Raw genomic sequence first — 25,101 nt, forward strand, 5'->3', positions numbered from 1 at the left:
TGATTGGAGTCAATTGAATGACGCACGTTTCATTGCCTTTTGAACGTTCGGAGTATGATCAGCGCTTGGCTGCGTCCCGGACAGCAATGGAAAGAGAAGGCATGGATCTGCTGATCGTCAGCGATCCATCGAACATGGCGTGGCTGACAGGCTATGACGGTTGGTCCTTCTATGTTCACCAGTGCGTGGTTCTGGGCCTGGAGGACGAGCCGGTCTGGTATGGCCGCATGCAGGACGCGAATGGCGCCCGGCGCACAGTCTTCATGCGTGAAGAAAACATCCTGTACTATCCCGATCACTATGTTCAGTCTCTTGAACGCCATCCCATGGACCTCCTGTCCAGTATCATTGAGGATCGCGGCAAGGGTGCTGCATCGATCGGTGTGGAGATGGACAATTACTACTTCAGTGCGGCCTGTTTCCGTTCCCTGCAGCAGCACTTGCCCAATGCCGCCTTCAAGGATGCGACGGGGCTTGTGAATTGGCGGCGTGCCATCAAGTCAGCGCAGGAACTGGAGTACATGCGCCGGGCCGCCCGAATCAGCGAAGCCGCGCAGCAGCGAGTCTGGGAGAAGGTCGAGCCCGGCTTGCCAAAGAACCAGTTGGTGGCAGAGATTTACGATGCCCAGATACGCGGCGTTGATGGATATGGTGGCGATTATCCGGCCATCGTGCCTCTGTTGCCATCTGGCGCGGATGCCTCGGCGCCCCATCTGACCTGGGATGACAAGCCCTTCAAAGAAGGGGAAGGCACCTTTTTTGAGCTTTCCGGCTGCTACCGGCGCTATCACTGTCCACTCTCACGCACGATTTTTCTCGGCAAGCCGCCACAGAAGTTCCTGGATACTGAAAAAGCAGTTCTGGAGGGCATCGAGGCGGCTCTGGGCGCAGCACGGCCAGGGAATCGCTGCGAGGATATTGAGACCGCCTGGCGTCAGGCCATTGCCCGGCATGGGCTGGAAAAGGAAAGCCGTTGCGGGTATTCAATAGGGCTATCCTATCCTCCCGACTGGGGTGAGCGCACAATGAGTCTGAGACCGGGCGATCGGACCGAATTGCGTCCTGGCATGTGTTTTCACTTGATTCCCGCGATCTGGCAGGATGACTGGGGACTGGAAATCACGGAAAGTTTCACCATCACCGAAGCGGGAGCCGAAGCCTTCTGTAACTACCCCAGGAAGCTCTTGATCAAGGACTGAATTCGCCATGCTGGCTAGTGTTGAGTTTCTGCCGCCCAATCCAATCTCGACCTCACTGGATTTCGATTACGACGGAATTCAGCACGGGTTCCTGAAGCTGCCATATTCCCACGATGATTCGGCCTGGGGCGCGATCATGATCCCCATCACCGTGATCCGTAACGGTGAAGGGGAAACAGCCCTGTTGACCGGTGGCAATCATGGCGACGAGTACGAAGGTCCCGTCACTCTGTTCAAGCTGGCCAATAGCTTGACGGCGGACGAGATCCGTGGGCGCGTCATTATCCTGCCCGCCATGAATTATCCGGCCTTCAATGCGGCACGCAGGACTTCGCCCATCGATGGCGGAAATCTCAACCGGATCTTTCCAGGGCGCCCGGACGGAACCACCACTCAGAAGATTGCGGACTATTTCCAGCGCTACCTCCTGCCCATGGCGGACTATGTTCTGGATTTTCATTCCGGTGGCAAGACGCTTGAATTCGTGCCTTTTGCCGCTTGCCACATCCTGCCTGATAAGGAACAGGAGGATAACTGCCGCGCTGCTATGGAAGCCTTCTCGGCCCCTTATTCGATGCAGATGCTCGAGATGGATAGCCGCGGCATGTATGACACGGCCGCAGAGGCCCTGGGCAAGATTTTTGTCACGACAGAACTTGGCGGCGGGGGGACGGCGTCAGCCAGGAATGTGCGTATTGCCGACCGAGGTGTGCGCAACTTCCTGAAGCATGCAGGTATCCTGGATGGCGTTCCCGAGCGAACTGAAAGTATCAAGCTGGATATGCCCGGAGACGAATGCTTCGTTTCCTCGGAAGACGATGGGTTGCTGGAGCCCTGTGTCGATTTGGGGGATACGGTACATGAGGGCGATGTCATTGCCCGTGTGCACAATATTCGTCGGACGGGTGTTCCACCGCGAGATTACTATGCAACCATGGACGGATTGCTTGTCGCGCGTCACTTCCCTGGCATCGTGCACGGTGGCGATTGTATCGCAGTTCTGGCGACCTGGTACTGATCCACTGACCTTCCGAGACCAAATATTGCTCGGCACTTTGCTTCGGCAGAGGCGGGAAGGTTGTGTTGTAAGGTCTTGTTAACCTTCAACGCATATTCTGTGTCCTTCACACCATAGTGGATACGTGATTTACATAAAATACAGGAAAAGAGCCGATCAAAAGCATCCATCTCTTGAATAATAATCAGTGTATGTTAGAAACATAAAACCTAACGCATAGGTAGGGAAAGGTAGCTGCGGCTACCGCTTTTCGCGGAGGTGTATCCCGAAAGAGCAGGATGGGAGCGCGCGATCAGAAAGGCGCCATGGGGTGGCGCCTCAAAGCGTTTTAGGTCTCAAGTAAAAGAATAACAACGTTTGCATCTTTACGCTCCGTCTTGGAGCGAGAACTCTTATGAGGAGGGGGTGATGGCAGGTAAATCGTTCAAGCCGGCACTGAAGGCCATGCTGTTCTGTGGTGCTTCTGCCATTCTCATGGCACCAGGCAGCAGTTTCGCCATGGGGCTTGAGGAGGCGGTTCAGGTTGCACTGGAAACTAATCCGGAGGTTGGCGAGGCTGTCGCCAACAAGGAAGCACGCAATTTCGAATTGGACCGCGCGCGCGGTAACTACTATCCGCAGGTGACACTCGAAGGGCGCAGCGGTCCCGGTTATCGGGATACCCGTGCCAATGACGGCAACAAGGAGTGGCGCCTGCGCAGCGAAGCTTCCGTGACCGTCCAGCAGATGCTGTTCGACGGTTTCGCCACCGACAGCGAAGTCGAGGCATCGGCTGCCAGAATCGATTCCGCAGCGCTGCGCGTCATGGAACGCTCCGAGTTCATCGGACTGGAAGTGGTGCGCATCTACATCGATATCCTGCGCCAACAGGAGCTTGTGGAACTGGCCCGCCGGAACGTTGAAGTTCTTGAAGGTATTTACAGGGATGTGGCCGACCAGGTGCGGAGCGGTGCTTCCAGCATTGCCGATCAACAGCAGGCCGACGAGCGTGTAGAGAATGCACGTTCCCTGCTGGTGGATTTCGAGCGCAGCCTGGAGGAAGCGGAAATCACCTTCGAGCGGCTGGTTGGGGAACCGCCACAGAACCTTGCGGATATCCAGACCGGTCCCCAGGGCATGCCGCGCTCCCGGGAAGAGGCGGTCCAGATCGCTCTGGAAAGCAATCCCAGCATCCAGTTTGCCCGCGCCGATCTCGATGCGGCTTATGCGGATTGGGAGGCCTCGAAGTCGGCCTTCTATCCGGAAGTCAGCTTGGTTGGCACGGCGCGCGCCGGCTACAACCTCGATGATACTGAAGGCAAGAACAATGACTTGTCCCTTCAGTTGGTCGTGAGCTATCCGCTTTTCACGGGCGGGATCGATACGGCGAACCGCGAGATCGCCGTGCGCGAGATCAGCCAGGCCCGTGAAGCGCTGCTGAATCAGGAGCGAGAGGCCGAGGAACTGGTCCGCCAGTCCTGGAGCTCGGTGATGGCCAATCAGCGCCGCATTGATATCCTGCGTGAGCAGGTCGTCTCCAGTGAGCAGGTTCGCAATTCCTATCGCGACCAGTTCAGCATCGGTCAGCGCACACTTCTGGATCTTCTGGATTCGGAGAATGAGCTCTTCAACGCAAGAGTCTCCCTGGCCACCAGCGAGTATGCCGAGATCTTTGCCAAGTATCGCGTGCTGGGTGCGGCTGGACGTCTTCTCGACACATTGGGTGTCCAGCCTCCGAGGCAGGCTCAGGAATATGCGCGAGAAGAGGCGAGCGTTCCCGAGACGCCGGAAGAGGAAACCATGTCCCGTCAGGAGCCGCGGTGGCTTCAGTCGGATTAAGATGCAGGATCAGTATCCCCGCCAGGATGGCGGGGATCTGCGCCTAGAGAGAGTGTATGGCGCGCTAAATGGTTCAGGATACAAGCCTTCAGCAGGAGCGGGTCGAGGCAGCCGAGGTCCAGCAGGGTGTCGTCGACCCGCTTCTCGAATCCCTTGTCTTTCTCAGCAAGTATCACCATCGGCCAACGTCTCGTGATGCCCTGATTTCAGGTCTGCCGCTGGACAAGGGGCGGCTTACGGTTGATCTGTTTTCACGATGCGCAAGCCGTGTCGGGTTGAGCGCCCGCATCGTTCGACGCCCTCTCAAGTCCATACCGGATTTTGTGTTACCCGCCGTTCTTCTGATGAAGAACGGCGAATGCTGTGTCCTGACCGCCTGGAGACAGGATGGACAGGCGGAAGTTGTCCTGCCCGACAGCGGCGAGGGAACCACCGTGATTCCCCTCGATACGCTGGAAGAAGACTATCTTGGTTATACCCTTTATGTGCGCCCGGAGTATCAGTTCGACGCCCGCATGAAGGAAGAAGAGGAAGAGCGTCCTCAGAACCGGTCCTGGTTCTGGGGAACTCTGGCCCGACTCTGGCCGGTTTACCTTCAGGTCATGGGGGCGGCCGCCGTTGTGAACGTGCTGGCCATTGCGTCGCCCCTCTTTGTGATGAACGTCTATGACCGCGTCTTACCGAACCAGGCGTTCTCCACACTCTGGGTTCTGGCAGCCGGCATGGGCATTGCCATGTTTTTCGATTTTCTGCTGCGCAATCTTCGCGCGGCGTTGATTGACAATGCAGGCCGACGCGCAGATGTCCTTTTGGCAAGTCGATTGTTCGAACAGGTACTGAACATCCAGATGAAGGTCAGGCCTGGTTCCACGGGCGCCTTTGCGAACCATCTGCGCGAATTCGAGACGGTGCGCGACTTCTTCACCTCTTCGACATTGGCGTCTCTGACGGACCTGATGTTCGTCGGGCTTTTTCTCTTCATCATATGGATGATCGGCGGTCCACTCGTTTATATTCCGCTTGCAGCCGTGGTCCTGGCCCTGGTGACAGGTTTCTGCATCCAATTCCCCTTGAACTCTGTGGTACGGAAGACTCACAAGGAGGCGGCCCAGAAACATGGGATTCTGGTGGAAACGCTAAGCGGCCTGGACACCATCAAGGTGGCCGGCGCCGAGGGGCGCATGCAGCGCTCTTGGGAGCAATTTGTGGGCAGCACCTCGCGCACGGCGCAACGCTCGCGGCTCTTCTCCAACCTCGGTATCAATACGACATCCTTTCTCCAGCAGGGAACCACTGTCGGAATTGTCATCTTCGGCGTCTATCTGGCGTCAGAGGGTGAGTTGAGCATGGGTGCCATTATTGCCTGTGTGATCCTGGGGGGACGGGCGGTGGCGCCGCTTGGTGGCATGGCAAACACTCTGTCCCGCATGAACCAGTCCATCGTTGCCTTGAAGACCCTGGACGGAATCATGAAGCTGCCGGTCGAGCGGCCGGTCGACCGGCGTTTTGTCAGCCGCGGCCGCATGGATGGCGAGATAGAGTTCCGGGGCGTCAACTTTACCTATCCGGAGGCGCGGACCCAGGCCCTGCGCGAGGTCTCCTTTCGTGTAAACCAGGGCGAACGTGTCGGTATCCTGGGGCGTATCGGCTCGGGCAAGACGACGATTGGGCGTCTTGCTTCAGGACTCTATGAGCCCGATGAAGGCGCGGTCCTGCTTGACGGCACCGATTTGCGCCAGATTCATCCAGCTGACATTCGCCGGAATGTCGGGTTCATGATGCAGGATGTGACCCTATTCTATGGAACCGTTCGCGAGAACATTGCGCTCGGTTTCCCCCAGGCCGATGACGCTCTGATCCTGCGGGCCTCGAAACTGGCAGGGGTGGACGATTTTGTCGGGGCTCATCCTGAGGGCTACGACATGATCATCAGCGAACGCGGGCAGAACCTTTCCGGTGGGCAGCGGCAGGCCATTTCGCTGGCGCGTGCCCTTCTGACAGATCCACCAACGCTGGTCCTGGATGAACCAACCAGTGCAATGGATGTCGCCTCGGAACAGGCCATGATCAACCGCCTGAGAGAAGTGCTCGATACAGGGCGTACTTTGATCCTGGCCACGCACAGAACCAGCCTGCTCAATCTGGTGGATCGTCTGATCGTCATGGATCGAGGGCGGCTGGTCGCCGATGGTCCGCGCGACGAGATCATGAACCGCCTACGCGGCGGCAAGTTTCGAGTGGAGGAGCAATGAGCTCGGTCCGCTGGAAGGACTATGACTATGCGCAGGAAGTGAAATCTGCGCTGCATCAGGGGTCACGCCGCTCGACACAGATTTTCCTGTTGGTGGTTATCGCCATGATCGTGGCTGCCGTTGTCTGGGCGAGCAATGCCACGGTGGATGAAATCACCCGCGGCGACGGCCGTGTCATTCCCTCCAGCCAGCTGCAGAAGGTTCAGAGCCTGGAAGGGGGAATCGTCCAGGATATCCTGATCAGCGAAGGCGATCTGGTCGAGAAGGGACAAACCCTGCTCAAGATCGACGACACCAGTGTTTCCTCTTCACTGGGGGAGTTGCAGGCGGAAAAAAGAGCGATCGAGGCACGCATTGCCAGGCTTGAGGCCGAAGTCCGGGACCAGGAAGAGATCGACTTCCCGGAGAACCTGCAAGAGAACTATCCGGAAATGGTCAAGAACGAGCGTGAGCTCTTTGATGCGCGCAAGGAGGAGTTGGAAGCCGAAATCGGCATAGCGCGCCAGCAGGCGCGCCAGCGCGAGCTGGAGCTGAAGGATTACAAGCGTCAGGAAGACGCCTTGCGTGAAAGCTTGCAGCTGGCTCAGGAAGAACTCTCGCTGAACCGTCCCCTGGCAGATCGCGGTGTGGTGCCTAAGGTCGAAATCCTGCGGCTTCGTCGTGAAGTCAACGATCTGCAGAGTGAGCTTGATGGTGTGATCGATTCCAAGCCACGGGCCGAATCCGCGCTGGAAGAGGCTTACGAACGCATCCAGAACATCTATCTTCGTTTTCGTTCAGAAGCGCGGCAGGAATTGAACAATCAGAAGGGCGAACTTTCCGTTATCGAGGAAAGCCTGAAGGCGGCCCGTGACCGCGTGGTCCGCACGGATGTCACCGCTCCAGTCGATGGTGTGGTCAATGCCCTGAATGTGAATACCATTGGTTCGATCATCCAGTCGGGCGAGGATATTGTCGAGATCGTGCCCGTGGATGATGTGCTCCTCATCGAAGCGCGCATACGCCCCAAGGATGTTGCCTTCCTGCGGCCCGGCCTGAAGGCAACGGTGAAGCTGACCGCCTACGATTATTCCGTCTATGGCGGCCTGGATGGCGAGATCACGCGTATCGGCGCGGATACGCGGATTGATGAGGAAACGGATGAACCCTATTACCGGGTGATTGTTGAAACGGAAAAGAACTATCTGGGAGAGCCCACGGATCCCTTGCCCATCATCCCGGGCATGGTTGCGAGCGTTGACATACTTACGGGCGAAAAGTCCATCCTGGACTATCTGCTCAAACCCTTGACCAAGGCGCGCCAGGAAGCCTTGACGGAGCGCTAGTGGCAATGCCGGACAGAGGAAAGGGCATAGCGTCTGAACGCGCACTGGGGGGGCTATGTTTGGCCTTTCTCGTTTCGGCCGGGCTGTCAGCGCTCTGGCTGATTGTGGACGAAGAGCGAGCGACAAGATCGCAAATCACCTATCACAATGAAGGCAGCCAACAGCAACAGACGTCTACCGGACACAGCCCTGGTGAGGTGCTTTCCTTCCCCTGGCCTGAAATCCTGCTGGCCCAGTCGAGTGGCTCAAGTGATTTAAGCCGCCTGGCCAAGGGGCTTTTTGGAACCATCGAGTTCAGGTCTTCCAATCTTGAAGCCTTTCCCCAATGGCTGCGTGTCATGGAGGAGCTCGAGGATCTGGAGGAACTCAAGCGACTTTGCGATGAGGAAAATGAATGCCTCAATAATCGCTTTGCTGCCTGGCGTGCCAACGTCAAGTCACTGGAGAACAGACATCCAAGGGCCCAGATGGACGAGCTCAACCGCTTCATCAACGAGGCCATGCCTTACATAGAGGACCCTCAGGTGTACGGTCGGAGTGATTACTGGGCCGCGCCACAGGAATTCCTGAGGCACTCAGGTGACTGCGAGGATTATGCGATTCTCAAGTATGCAAGCCTGCGCGAACTGGGGTTTCCCGAGGACAGCCTACGCATCGTTGTACTCAAGGACACCCTTCGTGACCTGCCACATGCCGTGCTGGCCGTGGATTACGACGACAAGACCTACATCCTGGACAACAACTTCTCGGTGGTTCTGAACGACGATCAGCTGCCACAGTACGCGCCACAGTACTCCCTGAACACGAACCATCGCTGGGTACACATTTCCCCGTCATCGGTCGAATGAACGTCCGGACCAAGTGAGTAGAGCTCATGACCCGTAACAGTGACACTTCCGAACCTGATACCCTGGCCCTGCTGGATGGAGCTCCAGAAGAGGACCGCATGCCACGACGTCTTCGGCGTACAGGTCTCTTGTTGACCGTGGCGATTTTGGTCATCGGTCTTGTCGTTGCCGCGGTTGCCTACGGCTTGATCGAACGTCGGGCCGAAGAGACCAGGCAGGCGGTGGAAGAACGTACAGGCATACTGCTGGAAGGGCGCGAGGAAACCTTCAGAACCTGGCTCAATGGTCGCCAGCAGGTCGCCCGGCAGATTTCCTCAAATGAATTTATCAGGGTCTTTGCGACGGAAGCAGCACTGAGCGGAGAAGAAGGTGCCTTGAATGCAGGTTCCGGTGAACAGGCGCGCTATCTCTCCCTTGTGCTGGATGATTTCGTTGCACGGAATGCGGTTGAGCGTGCCTACATCCTGTCTTCCGAGGGGCGTGAAATCCTGTCCAGTGATTCGGCCGACCTGGCGGATGGACAAATTGAAACGGCGCGGCAAGTCACCGAAGCCGGCGAAACGATCATACCCGGCGTTCGGGAAAGTGATGGGCGCCTCGTAATGGATATGTTCCAGCCGATCTTCGCAATCCAGGCCGGCAGTGCCGGTGACAGCGAGATCGCCGAGGATGAGGTCGTGGGCGTAATCATGACCGTTCTGCCCGTCGCGGAAGAAATGACCCGTCTTCTGGCAAACCGTCCGCTGTCCGATCCTGGAGAGCAGACACGCTTGCTTCAACAGTCGGATGAGGGAGAGCTTCAGGTTGTGGCTCCTGAACGCGCGGCGCTTGTGCATCTGCCAGAAGATCGTGAACAATTATTGAAGCAAGGGGAATCAGATCAGGCCTATTTCCCCTTTGGTGTGCGATCCTCACTTCTGGGAGAGCAGGAGGTCTATTCCCAGGGGCGTCCGATCGAGGGAACATCCTGGACACTGGTTCAGGAAACGGACCTTAGCAGCGCGCTCGTGACACAGGGCCAGGAGCGTCTTCAGATCATACTGCTGAGCGTTCTGGTCTTCTCCGTCATCTCGGCCTTCCTTATCCTGGTATGGCTGCGGCAGAAAGGGGCCTTTGTCGAGGCCATGGCGGACCAGTACCGCAGCCTGGCAGCGCGCATCGAGGCTCACCGCAAGCTGTTGGCCGGAATCAACGATTCGATCCGGGAGTGGATTGGTCTCAAGAACCGTGACGGTGTTTATGTTTATGCCAACCCTGCTTTGGCACGGGCGGTTGGTCGTCCGGAAGACCAGATCGTTGGAACCAACGACGAAGCGGTGTTCGGCTATCATACGGCCCAGCGGCTGAAAGAAGACGATTCAGCGGCCCTGGCGGGAGAAAGCCGACCCGCTGAGGTGCACGACCTCTTTCTACAGGACGAGCTGCGGCACATCGAGATATCCCGTGTTCCCCTGAAAGGTGAACAGGGTGATATCGATGGTATTGTCCTGGTCGGCCGGGACATGACTCAGCAGATCGAAGAGCGGCGTCAGCGCGAAAAGGCCATGCTTCAGACGGCGGAAGCTTTCGATCGCCTGGTCGGACGTATAGATCCCCATCTTAGCGGCCACTCCGATCTTGTGGCACAGCTGGCCGCTATAATTGCGGACAGGATGGAACTGTCTTCCGATGAGAAGCTGACGCTGCAGATCGCGGCACATCTGGCCCAGATCGGAAAGGTTCTGATACCAGCGTCGATCGTGGCCAAGGAAAGTCGGCTGGACGCCAAGGAGATGGAGCTCATGAACCGGCACATCGAGTATGCGTCCGAGATCCTCTCCGGAATAGATTACGACCTTCCTGTACGTGAAAGTGTCGAGCAGATGTATGAGCGCTTGGATGGCACAGGCTATCCGAGAGGACTTTCAGGGGATGAAATCGGGCTTCTGGCAAGAATTCTGGCGGTTTGCGATGTGGTTGCAGCACGCATTCGTCCACGCTCCTATCGCGGCCGAATAAGCCTTGGCGAAGCCATTGCCGTCCTCAGGGATAACACGCATCGGTATGATGCAAACGTGATTACGGTGTTGGATAAGGCCGTCCAGGAAGACGATGTTGAAGTCATGCTGGAAAACCAGAGTACACAGTCGACAGACGGAAGCGACGACTGACAGCGTTGTCATCATCCGGCGGGACTGGGTAAGGAAGGCATCGAGCTTATGGGAGAGCTTTCCTCGACGAAGCAACAGGAGAAGGGGGGCAGCCCCAGGCGGAAAGGTCGCAAAACGATCTATAGCGGAACGGCCCCCGTCTCGCGCGTGCTCCAACATCAGGGACGCCGCAGGATACTTCGTCTGGAAGGGTCATTCTGGAATGTCCTGGAAACAATGGCTCAACGTCGGGAGGTGCCTCTTGGCCAGTTCGTTCATGAATTGCTGGAGAATTGTGACAGCGAGAATCAGACGTCCTATGTCCGCTGTTTCTGCCTGGCCGAAGCCCTGTCCCTCGGAAGCCCCGAAAGCGGGGCCGGTGACAGCACTGCCTTGCGACGTGCACTTGCTGCCAGTCCAAGCCCCTGTCTTTTCATTTCCGCCGAGGGCCTGATCTTTTCCGTCAATCAGGCGGCAGCAGAAGTCTTCGGAGAGAAAACCGGTAGCCTAATAGGCCAGTATGCGCATCGTGTTCTAAGGTTCCATCCTCCGGACCTGTTCTCGCGGGCAGCCGCAGAAGCGCGTCAGGGATATGACAAAGTGTTACCCGGACGCATGGTCCTGGCCATCCCGGGCCGATTGATCACCGTGGCCATCCGTGTGGTCCCATTGCCCGGCGGAAAGGGTGACAGTCTGGTGTGGTTTACGGCCAATCCACCAGCGCGACTGAGTGCAGAGCAGCTCCAACGTCGGCGGCAGGCGCAGGGTGGATCGTCAGAACAACAGTCACGTCCGGAAGAATAGTCCTGTGAAGCGCAGCACGGCGTTTCAGGTGAATTCCACTGTTGTTTCTGGATCGTAATAGAGTGTGGTGCCGTCCATGAAACGTGCGTATGCCATACCCGAAACATCCTGTCCGCCATCGGTTACGTGCGTGTCTTTCAGAATGCCTTGTTCGGCCAACTCCGCACCCTCAAGAATGATCAAGCTGCCCAGGCTGTTCTCCAGCACGACCTCTCCTTCGCTGTCAGGCAGCAAGTCCTGCAGTGACAGGGTTATTGCGTCGCCAGGCTGTCCGTCAAAGTCCGGGCTGCCTTTGCCGTTCGCGGACAGGGGAAATGCCGGGAGTTCCAGGTCCCGGTCTACGGCATCTTCACTCACAAGCTTGGGCAATTCTTTATTGTTGTTCATGTTGGTAAGATTTCATTTACCGGCGTTCAGGCAAGGTTAGTGCGCGGTTGACCTGAAGGCAATGAATGCGGCAGAGCCCCAGCTTGCGCAAACCTCCCCGGAGTCGGGACAGGGGAAGCAAGACTCTGGTTTGCAGGGGCGTCCCAATAGCGGAAATTCCCTGAAATGCAAGCCTCGTAAAATGTCGATCTTCTGTTATAGATCGCAGTTCAATATCACCCTGCCAATTCAAATATTCAGGACAGTATGAGCGTGCAGGACGAGAAAGCTCCCCGGCAGCTACTGGTATCAGGTCGGCGACTCCTGATTTTCTCAGGACTTTTCGCGTTGCTGACCTTTCTGGGCTTTTATGCCGTATATGACCAGTTTGCGGGGAAAACACTTGTTTTCGATACCAAGCTTCTGGCGTGGTCGACAGTGCTGTCCATTGCGGGTCTGTTCGTCGTCTATATCCTTTCCGACGGGCTGCGGCTGTATTTTACCTTGCGTGCGCTGGGTCAGCGGGTGCCGCTTAAACAGATCTTCCGTCTGGTTTTCATCAACATTTTCTTCTCTAACGTGACACCGATGGCGACAGGCGGGGGTGTTGCACAGGTTTGGTACCTGCAACGACATGGCGTACGTGTCGGTACAGCCACAGCCGCCACCACGATCCGAACCGTCCTGGCCGTGGTATTCATTTTCACACTGACACCTGTCTTCCTGCTGACCCTGGAAGCCTTGCACAATCAGACCCTGATCAGTCGTATCAGTTGGATTCTGGCAATCCTGATCGTGCTTTATCTTGGGTTCTTTTCTGTCGTCCTCTTGCGTGCCCGCTGGCTGATCGGCCCGGTTTCGCGGGTGCTGAAGGCAATGCGCATGCTACATCTGATCAGCCAGGAAAGGCACATTCGCTGGCAATACAAATGTCGCCGCGAAATGTTGCACTTCTCGTATAGTTTCGCGATCTATCTGCAGGGACCCAAGGAATTCGTCTCTCTATCCATATTTTTCACCTTTCTTTTCCTGATCAGCCTGTTCAGTTTTCCGGCCCTGATTATTGCCGGGCTGGGATATCACGTGGACTATATCGTCACGACCGGGCTTCTGGTGGTGACCACCTTTGTCATGTACTTCTCGCCCACACCTGGCGCAGCCGGAATCTCGGAGGGCGTGTTCGGCAGCTTTTTCAGCAGCATCTTGACCCCGGACCATCTGATATTGGTGATCCTGGCCTGGCGCGTGGTAACGGTTTACATCGGGATGCTGGTTGGCCTCGTAATTATGCAGCTTGAGATTGCCCCAGGGAAGAAAGCGCGTGAAAAGACGTAACCCGCTCAAACTGCTTTTCTACCTGAACGTCCTGCTCGTAGCGTTCCTGATTGGCTACAAGGCCTATCTCAACTACTTCCTATCCGATTTCAACGCGGAGCATACCGAACAACTGGCACAGCTCGAGGAAAGCCTGGAAGGTCAGGGTGACTTCAGCTTTGCCGTGGTCGGCAATATCAACAACTCCGTGGGCATTTTCGAGCGCAAGATCGTTCCCATGCTCAACGAGTCCGACATCGATTTCATGGTGTCTGCCGGCAACGCCGTCAGTGGAGGAGGGGAGGACAAATACAGGGCGCTCCATGGCAGCCTTAGCCAGTTGGACATACCCTACCTGCTGACCTTCGGGGAAAACGAGTACGAGGACTTTGGCAGCTTTCGCTTCTACGAGCACTTCGGCCCGCATTTCTATTCCGTTGTTGCAAATAACAGTCGCCTGATCTTTCTGGATTCCACGGGCAAGACTCCCTTTTCCTGGCAGTACCGCTGGCTGGAAGACATTCTGGAGGCGGATGAATCGGATCACGTTTTTGTTTTCGTGGGCCACCCCTTGTTCGAAGCTGAACAGGATGTGCTGTTCGGCTCGTCCGATGCCTATTGGCAAGCTGAAACCTCGCGTCTGCAACTGCTCGACTTGATACAGCGCCACGAGGTCGATGCCGTATTCTCTGCAAACCTGCCACTCTATTCCCAGCAGTCCGTGGGAGATACCGAGTTCATTACCACAGGCGGGGCGGGGGGCCTGATCCTGAACAATGATGTCAGTTTCTACCACTTCATCCGAGTAAATGTGACGCCCCAGGATTTCGATGTCGAACTGGTCCCTCTGGATATCGGGCAGCACCCGATCCTGAAACAGCTGGAGAGTTTCTGGTTCTTCATCTACTCGCTGTTCTACGTCGGCTATCAGAACTTCATCCTGCTGGTCAGTGTTCTGACCCTGATCGCCATTCGTCTCTACACGATGATCTTCCTGGACCGGGATTATTATCCGAATTTCGATATTGATCCCTCGCCTTGGCTGGAGAAGCCGCTCCGTGTGGCGATGTTTACGAACAATTATCTACCATTCATTGGCGGTGTTCCAATTTCCATAGACCGCTTGCGACGCGGCTTGGAGGCCCTGGGGAACAAGATTCTGGTAATCGCCCCACGCTATTCGGACCTCGGAGAAGAGGAAGAGAACACCCTGTATGTGTCCTCACTTCTGCCAGTCGGGCGGAAGCGTGAGTTTCGCATGGCCAATATCTTTTTGCCTGGCATCCGCCGAAGGGTGCGGGCGTTCAAACCCGATATCATTCATTTGCACCACCCCTTCTGGCTGGGATCCCTGGGCCTTTTCATGGCCAGGCGCATGCGTGTTCCGGCGATCTACACCTATCACACCCGCCTGGAACACTATGCGCATTTCGTGCCGGTTCCAGGGCGACTTTTCCGCAATTTCATATCCCATGCACTGGTCAAGCGTTTTGCCAATAAGTGTGATGGGATCATCGTGCCAACCTCCTCGGCCGAGGAATATCTGCGTATGATCGGCGTGAAGCGGGACATCTTCGTCCAGCCGACCGGAATCGAGTTCGAGCGTTTCCAGGAAGTCGATCAATCCAGAGTCAAGGCTTTGCGCAAGGACTTCGGTATCAAAGATGAGGTGGTCCTGATCAGCGTTTCGAGAATATCGCTGGAGAAGAACATCGATTTCATGATCGATGCATTGGCGGATTTACGCCAGAGAATCGACCAGCCCTTCCGGCTGTTGCTGATCGGTGAGGGGGATCAGCAACCGCGTCTGCAAAGACGGCTGGATGAGCTTGGACTGTCCGACTGCTGTACCTTGGTTGGCAGTGTGCCGCCCAAGGATATGCCCCATTACTATGCACTGGGGGATATCTTTGTCTTTGCCTCCAAGTCCGAAACCCAGGGCATGGTGATCCTGGAGGCCATGGCATCCGGCCTGCCTGTTGTGGCCGTGCGTTCCAGTGGAATCGATGATGTGGTTCGGCAGGACTACAATGGCTTCAAGACACGCGAAGTTCGTGACCAGTGGCGGGATGCGGTCAGCCGCCTGATCCAGGAAAGATACCTAAGGGAAACGCTTGGCCGGCAAGCGCGGGAATTCGCCAAGGGTTACTCGGTCGAACATTTTGCTGAAGAGGTGAAGGCCGTGTATGCCAAGGTTCTGGCATCCCTGGACCGTTGAGGACGGACGGTTAGCTCGTTCTGCTGCCAGAAGCAGCGGCCAGGCGCGTTCGCTCTGGATGCCGCGACATCAGGATCATGCCGCAGAGCACCAGGAAGACTCCCAGGCTATGCCCCGAGGTGACGGGCTCGTCCATTACGAGGGCCGAGCCGAGAGCGCCCAGGGGCGGTACCAGGAAGGCATAGAGCGAGGCGAAGTTCGCGCCGGCCCGCGCCACGAGGAGGTAGTACCCCAGATAGGCGAGGCCCATGCCCAGGATCCCTTCGCCAGCCAAGGCCCAGACGGCGCCACTGAAATCCGTTCGTAGCGGCTGTTCGAGTGCAAAGGCGGTGAGGAAAAGGGCAATCGCGCCGAACAGAATGGTCCAGGCAGTCAGGGCGTACTTGTCCAGGTCCTTTGATTGCCGAGCAACAAAGATGCCGTTCAACGCGAATACGACTCCGCCCGACATCATGATCAGCATGCTGAAGAGCTCGTCGGCGTGATTGGCCAGGTGATGCCAGCCCACGAAGGTGATCAGACCGGTCACGGCCAGCGGCACGCCGAGCAGTCGCTGCAGGGAAAAGGGCGTCTCGCGGGTGACGAAGGTGGTCAGCAGGAAGGTGGTTACAGGCACGGTCGTTCCCAGCACGGCCGCCAGGCCCGGCGTGATCCGATGTTCGGCAATCACCACCGAGAGGTTTGGCAAGGCGATCGCTGTCAGCCCCATGACGATCGGCACCCAGGGGCGCGTTCGCAGCGGCTGCATGAGGGGGCGCCGCAGGGCGTAGCGCACGCCGGGTAAGATCACGACAGCGGCGATGGCGGTCATCACGGCGGTGGCCGTGATCGGCGGAATCTCCTTGGCACCGCTGATGAAGAGATAGCTCGTCGACCAGGCAAGCGAAGTGGCAAAGAGGATGATGAAGTTTATGATCATGGAAATCCCAGGTCGAGATCGTGCGATGGCCTGGTCGTGGACGTATTTATATGCCCACGACCCCTTAAGGAAAGCTGAAGCTTAGTTCGACAGGGGAACGGTTCCGCTCGAGACGACCTCCAGCTTCCAGTCCTCGGCCTGGGTGCCATCGAGATTCAAGTGCCCTGCCAGGAAGCCGAGGCGGTCGCGATCCTCACCCTTGGCTGTGCACATACGGTCCTGGAGATAGAAGGGCGGTGTTGCCTGGTAGTAGAGCGTGGCCTTGACGGCCGCGGGTTTTGCACCGTACGGCAGGTCGGCCAGGGGAACCTCGTAGACCAGCGAATCCCCGCCACCCTGGCTGTAGTCGGGATCGTCCCCGACCGCGAACGGCGCGACATCCTCGGCCAGGTCGTCGCCGGCGCCCAGGGCCTCGGCGATTTCGCGGCGCTGATCGTCCGGCAGGAAGCCGTGGGGCAGCAGGCGATTGTCCTTCACGGTGCTGCAGATGGAGAGGAAGCTCGTGGTCAGCTGTCCGGCTGGTTCCGTTCCCTTGCCGCAGCTCGCGGCACTGGCCCCCTCAGGCGGCGTTGAGACCAGCTCCTGATAGATTTGGGCCCTGTCCTGGCGTGTGATCGTCTCGTAGTGCGGCTGATGCAGGCGTTCCTCGGGCTCGATGCGTGCGCTGCAGTCCTTCGACCACCAGTACTCGCCCTCGATGGGTGCTCCCTTTTCATCGACAAGGACGCCCGCCCTGTTCGTGCGCCCCGAGGCCCAGAGGGTGGTTCCCTGGGAATCGAGGACGCGGAAATCGATGAAGGCGCGCCGGAAGCCGACGCCGGAGGGGAACTTGTGCCCGACCTTGCTGGTGAGTGAGACGCTGGCGGTCAGCTTGCCCGTACTGCTTTTGACCTTGTCCACAATAATCTCGGCGGTTTCGTTGGAGGCAAGGTCGAGCATGGCCTGCTCGGTCCGCAACAGGGGATCGACCCCCATGCCGACCAGCATCGGATCGACGGTGCGGATGCCCAGGATGTCGGGGAACTGCTGGGCCATTTTGACCAGGAATACATTCAGGCCGACCAGTGTGTGGCGGGAATAGTTGTCCCGCACTTCCAGATCAATGTCGTCAGGCCCGAGGCTGTGCTCGGCCTCGGGGAAATTGCTGTGTTCCTGGATGCTGGCGATCTTGCTGCGATAGGGCGTGCCGTCGCTGTCTTCCGAGGGCATGTGGCAACTCTGGCAGGATTCGGCCCTGTCACCCTTGCCATGGGGCAGGGAGCCGTCGGGCGTGTCGCCGGTGCGGTAAGCGCTGAATGCCCACTCCGGATAGGTGGTCTGTTCGTAGGTGTAGTCAATCACCTTGCCCTTCTGCATCACTGGCAGGTGGACCGTGTGGCAACTGCCACATACCTCGGAACTGGCGATGTCCGCGTTGTGTTCTGGTGTGATGCCCAGTGCGTTCTCCATCGGCTTGACCTTGGGCGCTTCGAAGGGGCCGATCAGGGAGTCGGGCGGACGCACCGGGAAGCTGCCTGTGAAGGTTCTGGCAAAGCCCGTATTGTCCGGATTGAGGCGCTGCTGCCGCTCCTCGACGCAGGCATTCTCGGGCCGGGAGAGCGCACCCTCGACCTCTTCGCCCAGCGCCATGCGGTGACAGGCAGTGCAGGAGATGCCGTCGCGCGCGAGTGCGCCATACTTGGCGTTTTCCACGCCGGGATGATCAGCCGGCCAGGGAACAGCATTGACTATCTCGCGCCGGAAGTCGGGGCAAGACTCCGTCTCCGCCTCTTGATCGATATGGAATTGCCGCTGGCCGGTGATGCCGTGGCAACCCAGGCAGGTGTCCTCGACCATGCCGGGGTCTTCCGGATGAAAAGTCTGGGTCTCACTGGCCAGCTGGGCGAAGAAGAAGGGATCACGCCCGGCCAGGCCCATGGGCGAGCTGCGCCAGGTGGCATAGGGCGAGAGGTTGAAGAGATCGTCGCCGTGCGGGTTGGGCTCGGTCATGTCGAACTGCAGGCCGGTGCTGCCTGCGTCGTGACAGCCTGCGCACTGGCTGGAGGTCAGGAACTCGTCCGAGGCATCGGGGCCATCGGCGCCGACCCAGGTGTTGTCATAGGTCTGGGAGGGCATTTTCGAGACGCTGTCCCAGTCCGGCAACTCGTCAGAGAGCGCGCGCAGTGCTTCCAGCAACTCCTGGTTGCTCTTGTAATGCGGGGTGCCCAGGCGATGGACCTCGTCATCGGGCAGGGCCACTTCACGATGGCGTCCCTCAGGGGCGGGAGCTTCGAAGAAATTCTGACTGAGGAAACTCAGCGGTGTGCCGGGCGCACCCTTGATGTTGTTGGGCGAGGCGAAGGTCAGATTGTTCTCGGCCGAGGCGTGGCAGTTCATGCAGTACTGTGCAAAGCCCTGATTGGGCATGGGATTGGTGGGCGCCGGCGGCCAGTCCGGCGCCCAGCCGCTGCCCTCTCCGAAGCCGTACCAGCCCCAGTACCAGCCATCGTGGGAGGCGTCGTTGTCACGGATCATGATGGCCGCGCCGTTGGTCGGATGGAGCTGCAGGGGATCCACGTCGCTGCAGCGGCTGGCTGGCGCTGGGAACATCTCCTTGACCATGATGGCACCATCCGGCACCGGCGGCGCATCGCTGGCCGTGGTCTCACCGTCCGAGCGGTACGTGGTCAGCCAGTCGGTCATCTCCGGCGAGTACCAGATCACCACGGGGGCATGGGTGCCGTGATCCTTGCCTTGCCACTCTCCGCCCTGCAGGTTGGCCGTGAAGGGACCGGTGTCGCGCACGGAGGTGTCGCGGCGCCAGCCGGAGTCCTCCGCGCGGTGGCAGTAGTTTCCGAGGAAAGTGTTGAGTTTTTCCTGGTATTCATCCAGAGGGAAGGCGGAAGGCGTGCGGACCTGATTTGCCAAGTTGTCACAGACCTCTTGATCTGTTGGCACGAGGGCATGAGCTCTTTCCGCCTCGCACTGGCCGGCCAGTGCCAGTGCGGGCACTGCAAGCAAGGTCAGTTGAGCAATCAAAAAGATGTACAAGCTGCGTCGTTGTTGCGCACCCAAGCTGGGGAAGAGCTTCCCGCCAGACGTATTTTTCATTCTTGGCCCCCCTGTCACCTTTCTATAAAGGCATGGAGTTGCCCACCCTGTAAACTGTTTTGAAGCGGATACAGGGTCGATATTGCGTTGGCTATAGCCTTCGGGAGTCCTGACCCATGATTTCTTGATATGTAATTCCAGATAGCAAAAATATAGCAGTTAATAACTTTGCAAGAAACAATTAACCATGATTATGATTTGTATTTTAGTTAATAATTTTTTCATACCTTCATTGGTATTTTCCGAACAAGTATCGGAATAGCAGTAATTGCAATATTGGCTGCTCTGCGGGTGGCCGTTGCCAATAGGCTTAATGGAGGACTTGATGGGAAAAATTCTTGCGTTCTTGAGACAGGAAAAAGGTGCCACCGCCGTGGAGTATGCGTTGATTATTGCGCTGGTGGCGGCAGTTCTCGTGGGTGGTGCGACTACGTTTGGAGACGATCTCGAATCCGTTTTCACCGACATCGGAAATAAGTTGACTGGTGAGGAAGGCGATGACGAATAATGATTTGCGCAGATTTGGTTCTGCGTAAATCTGTCAGATATTCTAAGCGCGGGGCGGTTTTCAACTATCCCGCGCTTTTTTGTGGCCATGACTCATGACCTATTGGCCATATCTTAACTTTCTCTCGCTAGATTCTGTTTGGGCCCGGTCAGACAAGCTGTCGGCCTGACACTTATGGAATGATGCTGGGGGAGAGGCTGTGAAGACCCCTTTTTTTGCACTGGCTATGGTGGGTGCTTTCAAGCGGTTGAGCGGGCTGAGATATCTCCTGAAGGGCTTTCTGGGAGAGGAAAGAGCCGCCGTTGCGGTCTTTCTGGCATTGCTCATGATTCCCTTGACGGTTTTTGCGTTTCTGGGAGTCGATGCAGCTCGTGCTTACATGACCTATGCACGCCTGTCACATGCGGTCGACGGGGCGGCTTTGGCCGGTGCGCGCAGCTATGACCAGGGCAATCGTGACCAGGTTGCCGAAGCGTTCCTGAAGGCGAATTTTTCCGAGGAGAACGGGATAACCCTTACAGGTTATCAGTTCGATCCCTTGGGGGATTCGGCAAGCTATCGTGTATCAGCCCAGGCAGAGGTGTCGACCGTGATGGCTGGCCTGGTGGGGTATGACAGCTTTCCGCTGGAGGTCTCAGCTACGGTCGAGCGCAGGCTGGACGGCGTGGAACTCGCCCTGGTTCTGGATGTCACCGGTGCCATGGGGCGTGGCCCTGGATCCAAGCTTTATCAGATGAGGGCGGCAGCTCTGCAGTTCACGGCCCTTCTGGCGAAAGACAACGGAGATTTTCCAGAGAATCTCTTTGTCAGTTTGGTGCCCTACACGGCAACCGTGAACATCGGGCCGGAGAATGATGACTGGATCAGGCCGGGACAGGGCAACAACAACGCGGATTTCGGGGCAAAGGAGTGGGCCGGTTGCGTGGAGGCCAGATCGATGGATGAGAATGGGCCCACCCCATTACCTCTCGATCTGGACGAGGAACCTCCTTCGAATCCTTCCCGTCAGTTCAACTATTTTCTCTGGCCGTCGACAGAGGATGATATGTACATGGAAGATGACGAACGCGTTCCAGGGGATAACGATTGGGGCGATCGCCATACATGGTCTTCCTACAACCTACCTTTAGAGCACGAGGATGATGCAACCGGCCCAAACCTAGGGTGCCCTCAACCCATCTTGCCTCTCTCAAATGACCGTACCACCATAGATTTACGATTGAATGATCTGGAGTCCCTCTACCGTGGCGGACGCTTTATGTCTGTCGGCATGGCTTGGGGATGGCGCACATTATCACCTGAATGGCGATCCTATTGGGATGTCACTTCGCCTGGCAGTTTGGTTCCACACGGCTATGACGAAAACGGTACTCTGAAGACCATCATTCTGCTGAGCGATGGTGTAAACCATTGGTATGACTGGTCTTTGGGCGCGCCAGGAGTGCCTCTGACAGTATCTCCTGACAGATTCGATGCTGACTATACAGCCTATGGCCGTCTCTCCGACGAGCGCTTGATTTCAGGTCTCAACGACGTGGCAAAAGCACTTGCCGAGGATGAACTCGATGAGCGTATGCTACGTGTCTGCGGGGCTGCAATCCAGAAAGGTATCCGTATTTATGGCGTTACCTTCGGAAGTGATGTGACCAGTGAGGCCCGGCAGTTGCTGGAGGCCTGTGCCTCCAGCTCAGACTATTACTTCCATGCCGATAATCAGGAGAAATTGGAGCAGGTTTTCACCGTGATTAGCCAGGACCTGCACAACCTCAGGATCGTGCAATGAGCAGGCATATAGCTGCTGTGTTTGGACAGGCTCGGAGGAAACGTTGACGCTCCTCCTGATCTCACTGGCCTGTATCGGCCTACTGATCACGGCCGCCTGGTACGATTTCTCAAGCCGTACGATTCCCAACAAGGTCAGTCTGGCCATCCTGTTTCTTGCCTGTCTTCGCTTTCTGATCACGGGCAATGATCCCCTGGTTCCGCTCGGGATCAGCTTGTTGGTTCTTTGTGTGGGGTTTCTGCTTTACCTGGGCCGGCTGCTTGGCGCCGGCGATACGAAGCTCATGGCTGCCCTATCGCTGTTTCTGGAACCGGCCGCCATGCCGGGCTTTCTGGTGATCACTGCACTGTCCGGTGGTCTATTGGCCCTCTTTACGGTTTTGAAAGAGGTGTCTGTCAAACTGGGCCTTGATGCGACATCTGCATCCGCCCTGAAGCAGAGAGCCGATACTGGAAGGACTTCAGGCGATCTTCCGTATGGTGTTGCCATTGCTGCAGGCGGTGTCTTTGCCGTCTTCAGCTCTGAGCCTGGGATTTATGAATGGTTTTGCGCCACTTTCTTTTCTTGATGATCGCCCTCGTTGCTTCGGCAGCGGTGGGACTGCTCGTCTTCAAGTTGGTTGAAGGGCGTGAAACGGCTGCGATTCCGCATGGCGGGCAAGCCACTGTGCAGCAGCAGGCCTACGCGCGTGTGGAGGTTCTGACAGCCGCCAAGGAGTTGGTGGTGGGAGATTTCATCGCTTCCGAAGATATGGCGTGGGTCACTTGGCCCGCAGATGCGGTGATAGATGGCATGGTCGTAAGAGATGATGCTGACGAAACGACGGTCATTGGCTCTGTCGTGCGTCGGGCAACAAGTGAGGGGGAACCTCTGGTTCGACGTGCGTTTCTCCGCCCTGGCGATGGCGGCTTTCTCTCAGCGGTCCTGAGTCCGGGAAAACGTGCTGTTACGGTCAATGTGAATAGCTCTTCCGGAAATGCCGGGTTCGTGTTGCCAGGGGATCTCGTGGATCTTGTCCTGACCCATCGGGTGGACAACGACAATGATGGAACGACACGCCTGGTTTCGGAAACGCTTCAGCGGGGCTTGAAGGTGCTGGCGATTGACCAATCGCTCGACAGCACGCGAACGGCACAGCCCGCCAAGACGGTCACGCTCGAGGTCGACAAGCGGCAGGCGGAACATGTCATCCTGGCGGAACAACTGGGGCAAATTACTCTTGTCCTGCAGAGTATAGCCGAAATGCAGGATGGCGATCCTGTTTCGTCCTCTCTTCGCAAGAATGCCGGCCTGCTTTCTCCACCTTTCTCGGAAGAGCCAGGCGGTTCATGGGATTACGAGGTTTCGCCCGCACTGTCCGGAAGGGACACCTCTTCACCTTCCACTGTAACGATCCTTCGCGGGAGCGGAACCAGTAAAACTACGTTCGACGCGCCTAGCAGCCAAAAGAACGAGCGGTCGCTGGACTTCCTCATGCAGGGTAATATGAGAGAATTTGAATGATGTTGAGCTTCAACAGCTTTGTGGAGAAGTTGATCGCAGGAATCCTGCTTACTCTCCTGCTTCCTGCTGTCAGTTCCCTGGCGGCCGTGGAGCGGATTTCCCTGGAAGTCAGCGATGGAACCGCCATCGAGCTGAGCGAGCCTGCTGTCGAGGTCTTTGTCGCGGATCCAGACATCGCGGATGTCCAGATCAACTCCCCTAACATCATCTACGTCTTCGGAAAAAGAGCCGGAACGACACGTTTGTTCGTATTGGGGGAGGAAGGTGGAACTCTCAAGGACTACGAGCTGACAATCTCCCCGAACCTGAATCGCCTGAACGCTACGCTCAAGCGCCTTCTGCCTGAAGAGGCGGTCGAGCTGCATGCAGTGGACGACGGTGTGGCCATCCAAGGGGAGGTGTCCACGGGGAAGGCGGCCTCCGACATCATGAGCCTGGTCAGCGGTACCATGGGCGACGAAGTGCCGGTGATCAATATGATGTCCGTCACAGAGGTCAACCAGATCAATCTCAGGGTCCGCGTCGCCGAGGTTTCCCGCGAAGTGACGGATGAACTGGGGATCAATTGGGAGAACTTCGCGAGTTTCGGCAACTTTGGCTTTGGATTGGGGATTGGGCGGGACATCATAAATGATGCAGGCGTCATCACTCGGGCTGCTGGCGGAGCGGGGAGTGCCAGCGCTTCCTATACCAGCGGGGACATCAACGCCAATGCGATGATCGATGCCCTGCAGCAGGAGAACCTGGTCAGTATCCTTGCCGAACCCAACCTGACGGCCATGTCAGGTGAATCGGCAAGTTTCCTGGCTGGCGGCGAGTTCCCCATTCCTGTTTCGGCTGAGGAAGACCGGATCAGTATCGAATTCAAGGAGTTCGGGGTGCGACTGGACTTTACGCCCACACTGATCGGTCGCGAGCGTATCAACCTGCGTGTACGCCCGGAGGTCAGTGAGATTACCAGCACTGGTGCAGTGGAGATCGAGGGCGTTGCCATTCCAGCCCTGTCGACGCGCAGAGCGGATACCACGGTGACTCTGCAAAGCGGCCAGAGTTTCGTGATTGCCGGTCTGCTTCAGAACAACATGAGTTCCACGGTCGACAAGTTTCCCGGTTTGGGCGATCTGCCAATTCTGGGTGGGTTGTTTTCATCGCAGAACTTCCGCCGCAACCAGTCTGAACTGATCATCATCGTCACGCCCTATGTGGTCAAACCGGTTGCCGGCAGCGACCTTCTTTCAACACCGGTTGATGGATTGCGCCACGGCAATTCTTTGGAGCGCCTGCTGCAGAACAGAACTGCGCGCAGCAACCTGGGTGCCGGAGATGGCCGACCAACGGGACCAAACGGTTTGCGGCTCAAGGGCAATGCTGGATTCATTCTGGAATGAGAGGCGCCATCATGAAGACTGCATTACCAGTTCTGACCTTGGTCCTTGGCATCGTGCTGCTGGGCTGTACACCGCGTGTGTCAGACCCGCCCCCAAAAATGGTCTATAAAAATGAGGTGGTTAGCTCGTCGAACGAGTATCGGTTGACTCTGGCCAGTGGGCAGCAAGGCCTGGATGCCACGGACAGGTGGGAACTGGACGTTATCGCGGGAAAGCTGCTGGATGCGTCCGAAATTGCCGTTTTTGATCGTGCAGCTCCTCATGCTCGGGAAGAGACGATTGCCCATTTCGAGGAGTTGGGGATCAAGGTGGCGGCTTCAGGATCGTTACGAACAGGCGACCCAGGCTATCCTGAAGTGATTGTGCAGGCCGCGAGCTATGCGGTCATACCGCCTGAGTGCGGTGATTGGACAAATCCCGGTGGAAGCGGACACAACATGGCATCTCTGTCGAACCTTGGGTGCTCCAACGAACGTGCGCTCGGACTCATGGTTGCAGATCCGAAGGATCTCGCCTCTCCAGCAAGAAATCCGGAAGCGACAGGCAGTGAGCATGCCCTGGGGGCAATCGAACGCTATCGCTCTGGGGAGTTGAAACCCTTCCCCATAAGTGAGTGATG

Annotated in this window: 19 protein-coding genes; 16 read left to right on the forward strand and 3 right to left on the reverse strand. The window is 57.3% G+C overall.

Translation table 11 applies throughout. The annotated features are described in order from the left end of the window. The first annotated feature begins 17 nt into the window (after nucleotides 1-17). From doeA to G502_RS20710, 8 genes are all read left to right on the forward strand, one after another. Nucleotides 18-1,199 (forward strand): ectoine hydrolase DoeA, encoded by a 1,182-nt coding sequence (gene doeA, locus G502_RS0115700; RefSeq protein ID WP_022729634.1) that lies wholly within the window; start codon nucleotides 18-20, stop codon nucleotides 1,197-1,199. 7 nt (nucleotides 1,200-1,206) lie between these two features. Continuing rightward, nucleotides 1,207-2,217, forward strand: a complete 1,011-nt coding sequence (gene doeB / locus G502_RS0115705; protein WP_022729635.1) for a N(2)-acetyl-L-2,4-diaminobutanoate deacetylase DoeB — start codon at nucleotides 1,207-1,209, stop codon at nucleotides 2,215-2,217. Between the two features lie 408 nt (nucleotides 2,218-2,625). Then, nucleotides 2,626-4,035: a TolC family outer membrane protein gene (locus tag G502_RS20695; RefSeq protein ID WP_022729636.1), complete on the forward strand. Its 1,410-nt coding sequence runs from the start codon at nucleotides 2,626-2,628 to the stop codon at nucleotides 4,033-4,035. A 68-nt stretch (nucleotides 4,036-4,103) separates the two neighbouring features. Next, nucleotides 4,104-6,287, forward strand: coding sequence for a type I secretion system permease/ATPase (locus tag G502_RS20700; RefSeq protein WP_022729637.1), 2,184 nt, complete (start codon nucleotides 4,104-4,106; stop codon nucleotides 6,285-6,287). Beyond that, on the forward strand, nucleotides 6,284-7,612 hold the full coding sequence (locus tag G502_RS0115720) for an HlyD family type I secretion periplasmic adaptor subunit (RefSeq protein ID WP_022729638.1): 1,329 nt from the start codon (nucleotides 6,284-6,286) through the stop codon (nucleotides 7,610-7,612). The genes G502_RS20700 and G502_RS0115720 overlap by 4 nt, the downstream gene beginning before the upstream one ends. Before the next feature lie 5 nt (nucleotides 7,613-7,617). Next, nucleotides 7,618-8,460 (forward strand): transglutaminase-like cysteine peptidase, encoded by an 843-nt coding sequence (locus G502_RS20705; RefSeq protein ID WP_081649842.1) that lies wholly within the window; start codon nucleotides 7,618-7,620, stop codon nucleotides 8,458-8,460. 26 nt (nucleotides 8,461-8,486) lie between these two features. Next, entirely contained in the window at nucleotides 8,487-10,610 is a 2,124-nt protein-coding gene (locus tag G502_RS0115730; protein WP_022729639.1) for an HD-GYP domain-containing protein, read from the forward strand. A 48-nt stretch (nucleotides 10,611-10,658) separates the two neighbouring features. Then, on the forward strand, nucleotides 10,659-11,393 hold the full coding sequence (locus tag G502_RS20710; protein WP_022729640.1) for a ribbon-helix-helix domain-containing protein: 735 nt from the start codon (nucleotides 10,659-10,661) through the stop codon (nucleotides 11,391-11,393). Between the two features lie 24 nt (nucleotides 11,394-11,417). Here the strand turns inward: G502_RS20710 and G502_RS0115740 are convergent, their stop codons facing one another. Further along, complete coding sequence (locus G502_RS0115740) at nucleotides 11,418-11,780, reverse strand: hypothetical protein (RefSeq protein WP_022729641.1); 363 nt, start codon at nucleotides 11,778-11,780, stop codon at nucleotides 11,418-11,420. A 327-nt stretch (nucleotides 11,781-12,107) separates the two neighbouring features. Between G502_RS0115740 and G502_RS0115745 the strand changes: the two genes are divergently transcribed. Both G502_RS0115745 and G502_RS0115750 read left to right on the forward strand, forming a co-directional pair. Further along, nucleotides 12,108-13,094 carry a lysylphosphatidylglycerol synthase transmembrane domain-containing protein gene (locus G502_RS0115745; protein ID WP_211217849.1) on the forward strand — a complete coding sequence of 329 codons (987 nt, stop codon included), beginning with the start codon at nucleotides 12,108-12,110 and terminating at the stop codon, nucleotides 13,092-13,094. Then, nucleotides 13,081-15,291 carry a glycosyltransferase gene (locus G502_RS0115750; RefSeq protein ID WP_022729643.1) on the forward strand — a complete coding sequence of 737 codons (2,211 nt, stop codon included), beginning with the start codon at nucleotides 13,081-13,083 and terminating at the stop codon, nucleotides 15,289-15,291. Before G502_RS0115745 ends, G502_RS0115750 begins: the two co-directional genes overlap by 14 nt. A gap of 10 nt (nucleotides 15,292-15,301) precedes the next feature. Here G502_RS0115750 and G502_RS0115755 read toward each other — a convergent pair whose 3' ends face one another. After that, nucleotides 15,302-16,210, reverse strand: coding sequence for a DMT family transporter (locus tag G502_RS0115755; RefSeq protein ID WP_022729644.1), 909 nt, complete (start codon nucleotides 16,208-16,210; stop codon nucleotides 15,302-15,304). Nucleotides 16,211-16,291: 81 nt separating this feature from the next. Next, nucleotides 16,292-19,300 carry a cytochrome P460 family protein gene (locus G502_RS0115760; RefSeq protein WP_155957878.1) on the reverse strand — a complete coding sequence of 1,003 codons (3,009 nt, stop codon included), beginning with the start codon at nucleotides 19,298-19,300 and terminating at the stop codon, nucleotides 16,292-16,294. A 325-nt stretch (nucleotides 19,301-19,625) separates the two neighbouring features. Here G502_RS0115760 and G502_RS0115765 point away from each other — a divergent pair, with 325 nt between their 5' ends. The 6 genes from G502_RS0115765 to G502_RS0115790 all read left to right on the forward strand — a co-directional run bounded on the left by G502_RS0115765 (nucleotide 19,626) and on the right by G502_RS0115790 (nucleotide 25,099). After that, nucleotides 19,626-19,808 (forward strand): Flp family type IVb pilin, encoded by a 183-nt coding sequence (locus G502_RS0115765; RefSeq protein WP_026989573.1) that lies wholly within the window; start codon nucleotides 19,626-19,628, stop codon nucleotides 19,806-19,808. Nucleotides 19,809-20,034: 226 nt separating this feature from the next. After that, nucleotides 20,035-21,591: a TadE/TadG family type IV pilus assembly protein gene (locus G502_RS0115770; protein ID WP_022729647.1), complete on the forward strand. Its 1,557-nt coding sequence runs from the start codon at nucleotides 20,035-20,037 to the stop codon at nucleotides 21,589-21,591. A 43-nt stretch (nucleotides 21,592-21,634) separates the two neighbouring features. Continuing rightward, the gene (locus G502_RS20715) at nucleotides 21,635-22,159 is read left to right on the forward strand and encodes an A24 family peptidase (RefSeq protein WP_022729648.1); all 525 of its coding nucleotides are present in this window, start codon (nucleotides 21,635-21,637) and stop codon (nucleotides 22,157-22,159) included. Then, nucleotides 22,132-23,094 (forward strand): Flp pilus assembly protein CpaB, encoded by a 963-nt coding sequence (gene cpaB / locus G502_RS21640; protein WP_081649843.1) that lies wholly within the window; start codon nucleotides 22,132-22,134, stop codon nucleotides 23,092-23,094. Before G502_RS20715 ends, cpaB begins: the two co-directional genes overlap by 28 nt. Further along, on the forward strand, nucleotides 23,091-24,482 hold the full coding sequence (locus G502_RS0115785) for a type II and III secretion system protein family protein (RefSeq protein WP_051152313.1): 1,392 nt from the start codon (nucleotides 23,091-23,093) through the stop codon (nucleotides 24,480-24,482). Before cpaB ends, G502_RS0115785 begins: the two co-directional genes overlap by 4 nt. Nucleotides 24,483-24,493: 11 nt before the next feature. Beyond that, on the forward strand, nucleotides 24,494-25,099 hold the full coding sequence (locus G502_RS0115790) for a CpaD family pilus assembly lipoprotein (RefSeq protein ID WP_162140997.1): 606 nt from the start codon (nucleotides 24,494-24,496) through the stop codon (nucleotides 25,097-25,099). Nucleotides 25,100-25,101: the final 2 nt, after the last annotated feature.

The organism is Fodinicurvata sediminis DSM 21159 (assembly GCF_000420625.1).
GTDB lineage: Bacteria > Pseudomonadota > Alphaproteobacteria > Kiloniellales > DSM-21159 > Fodinicurvata > Fodinicurvata sediminis.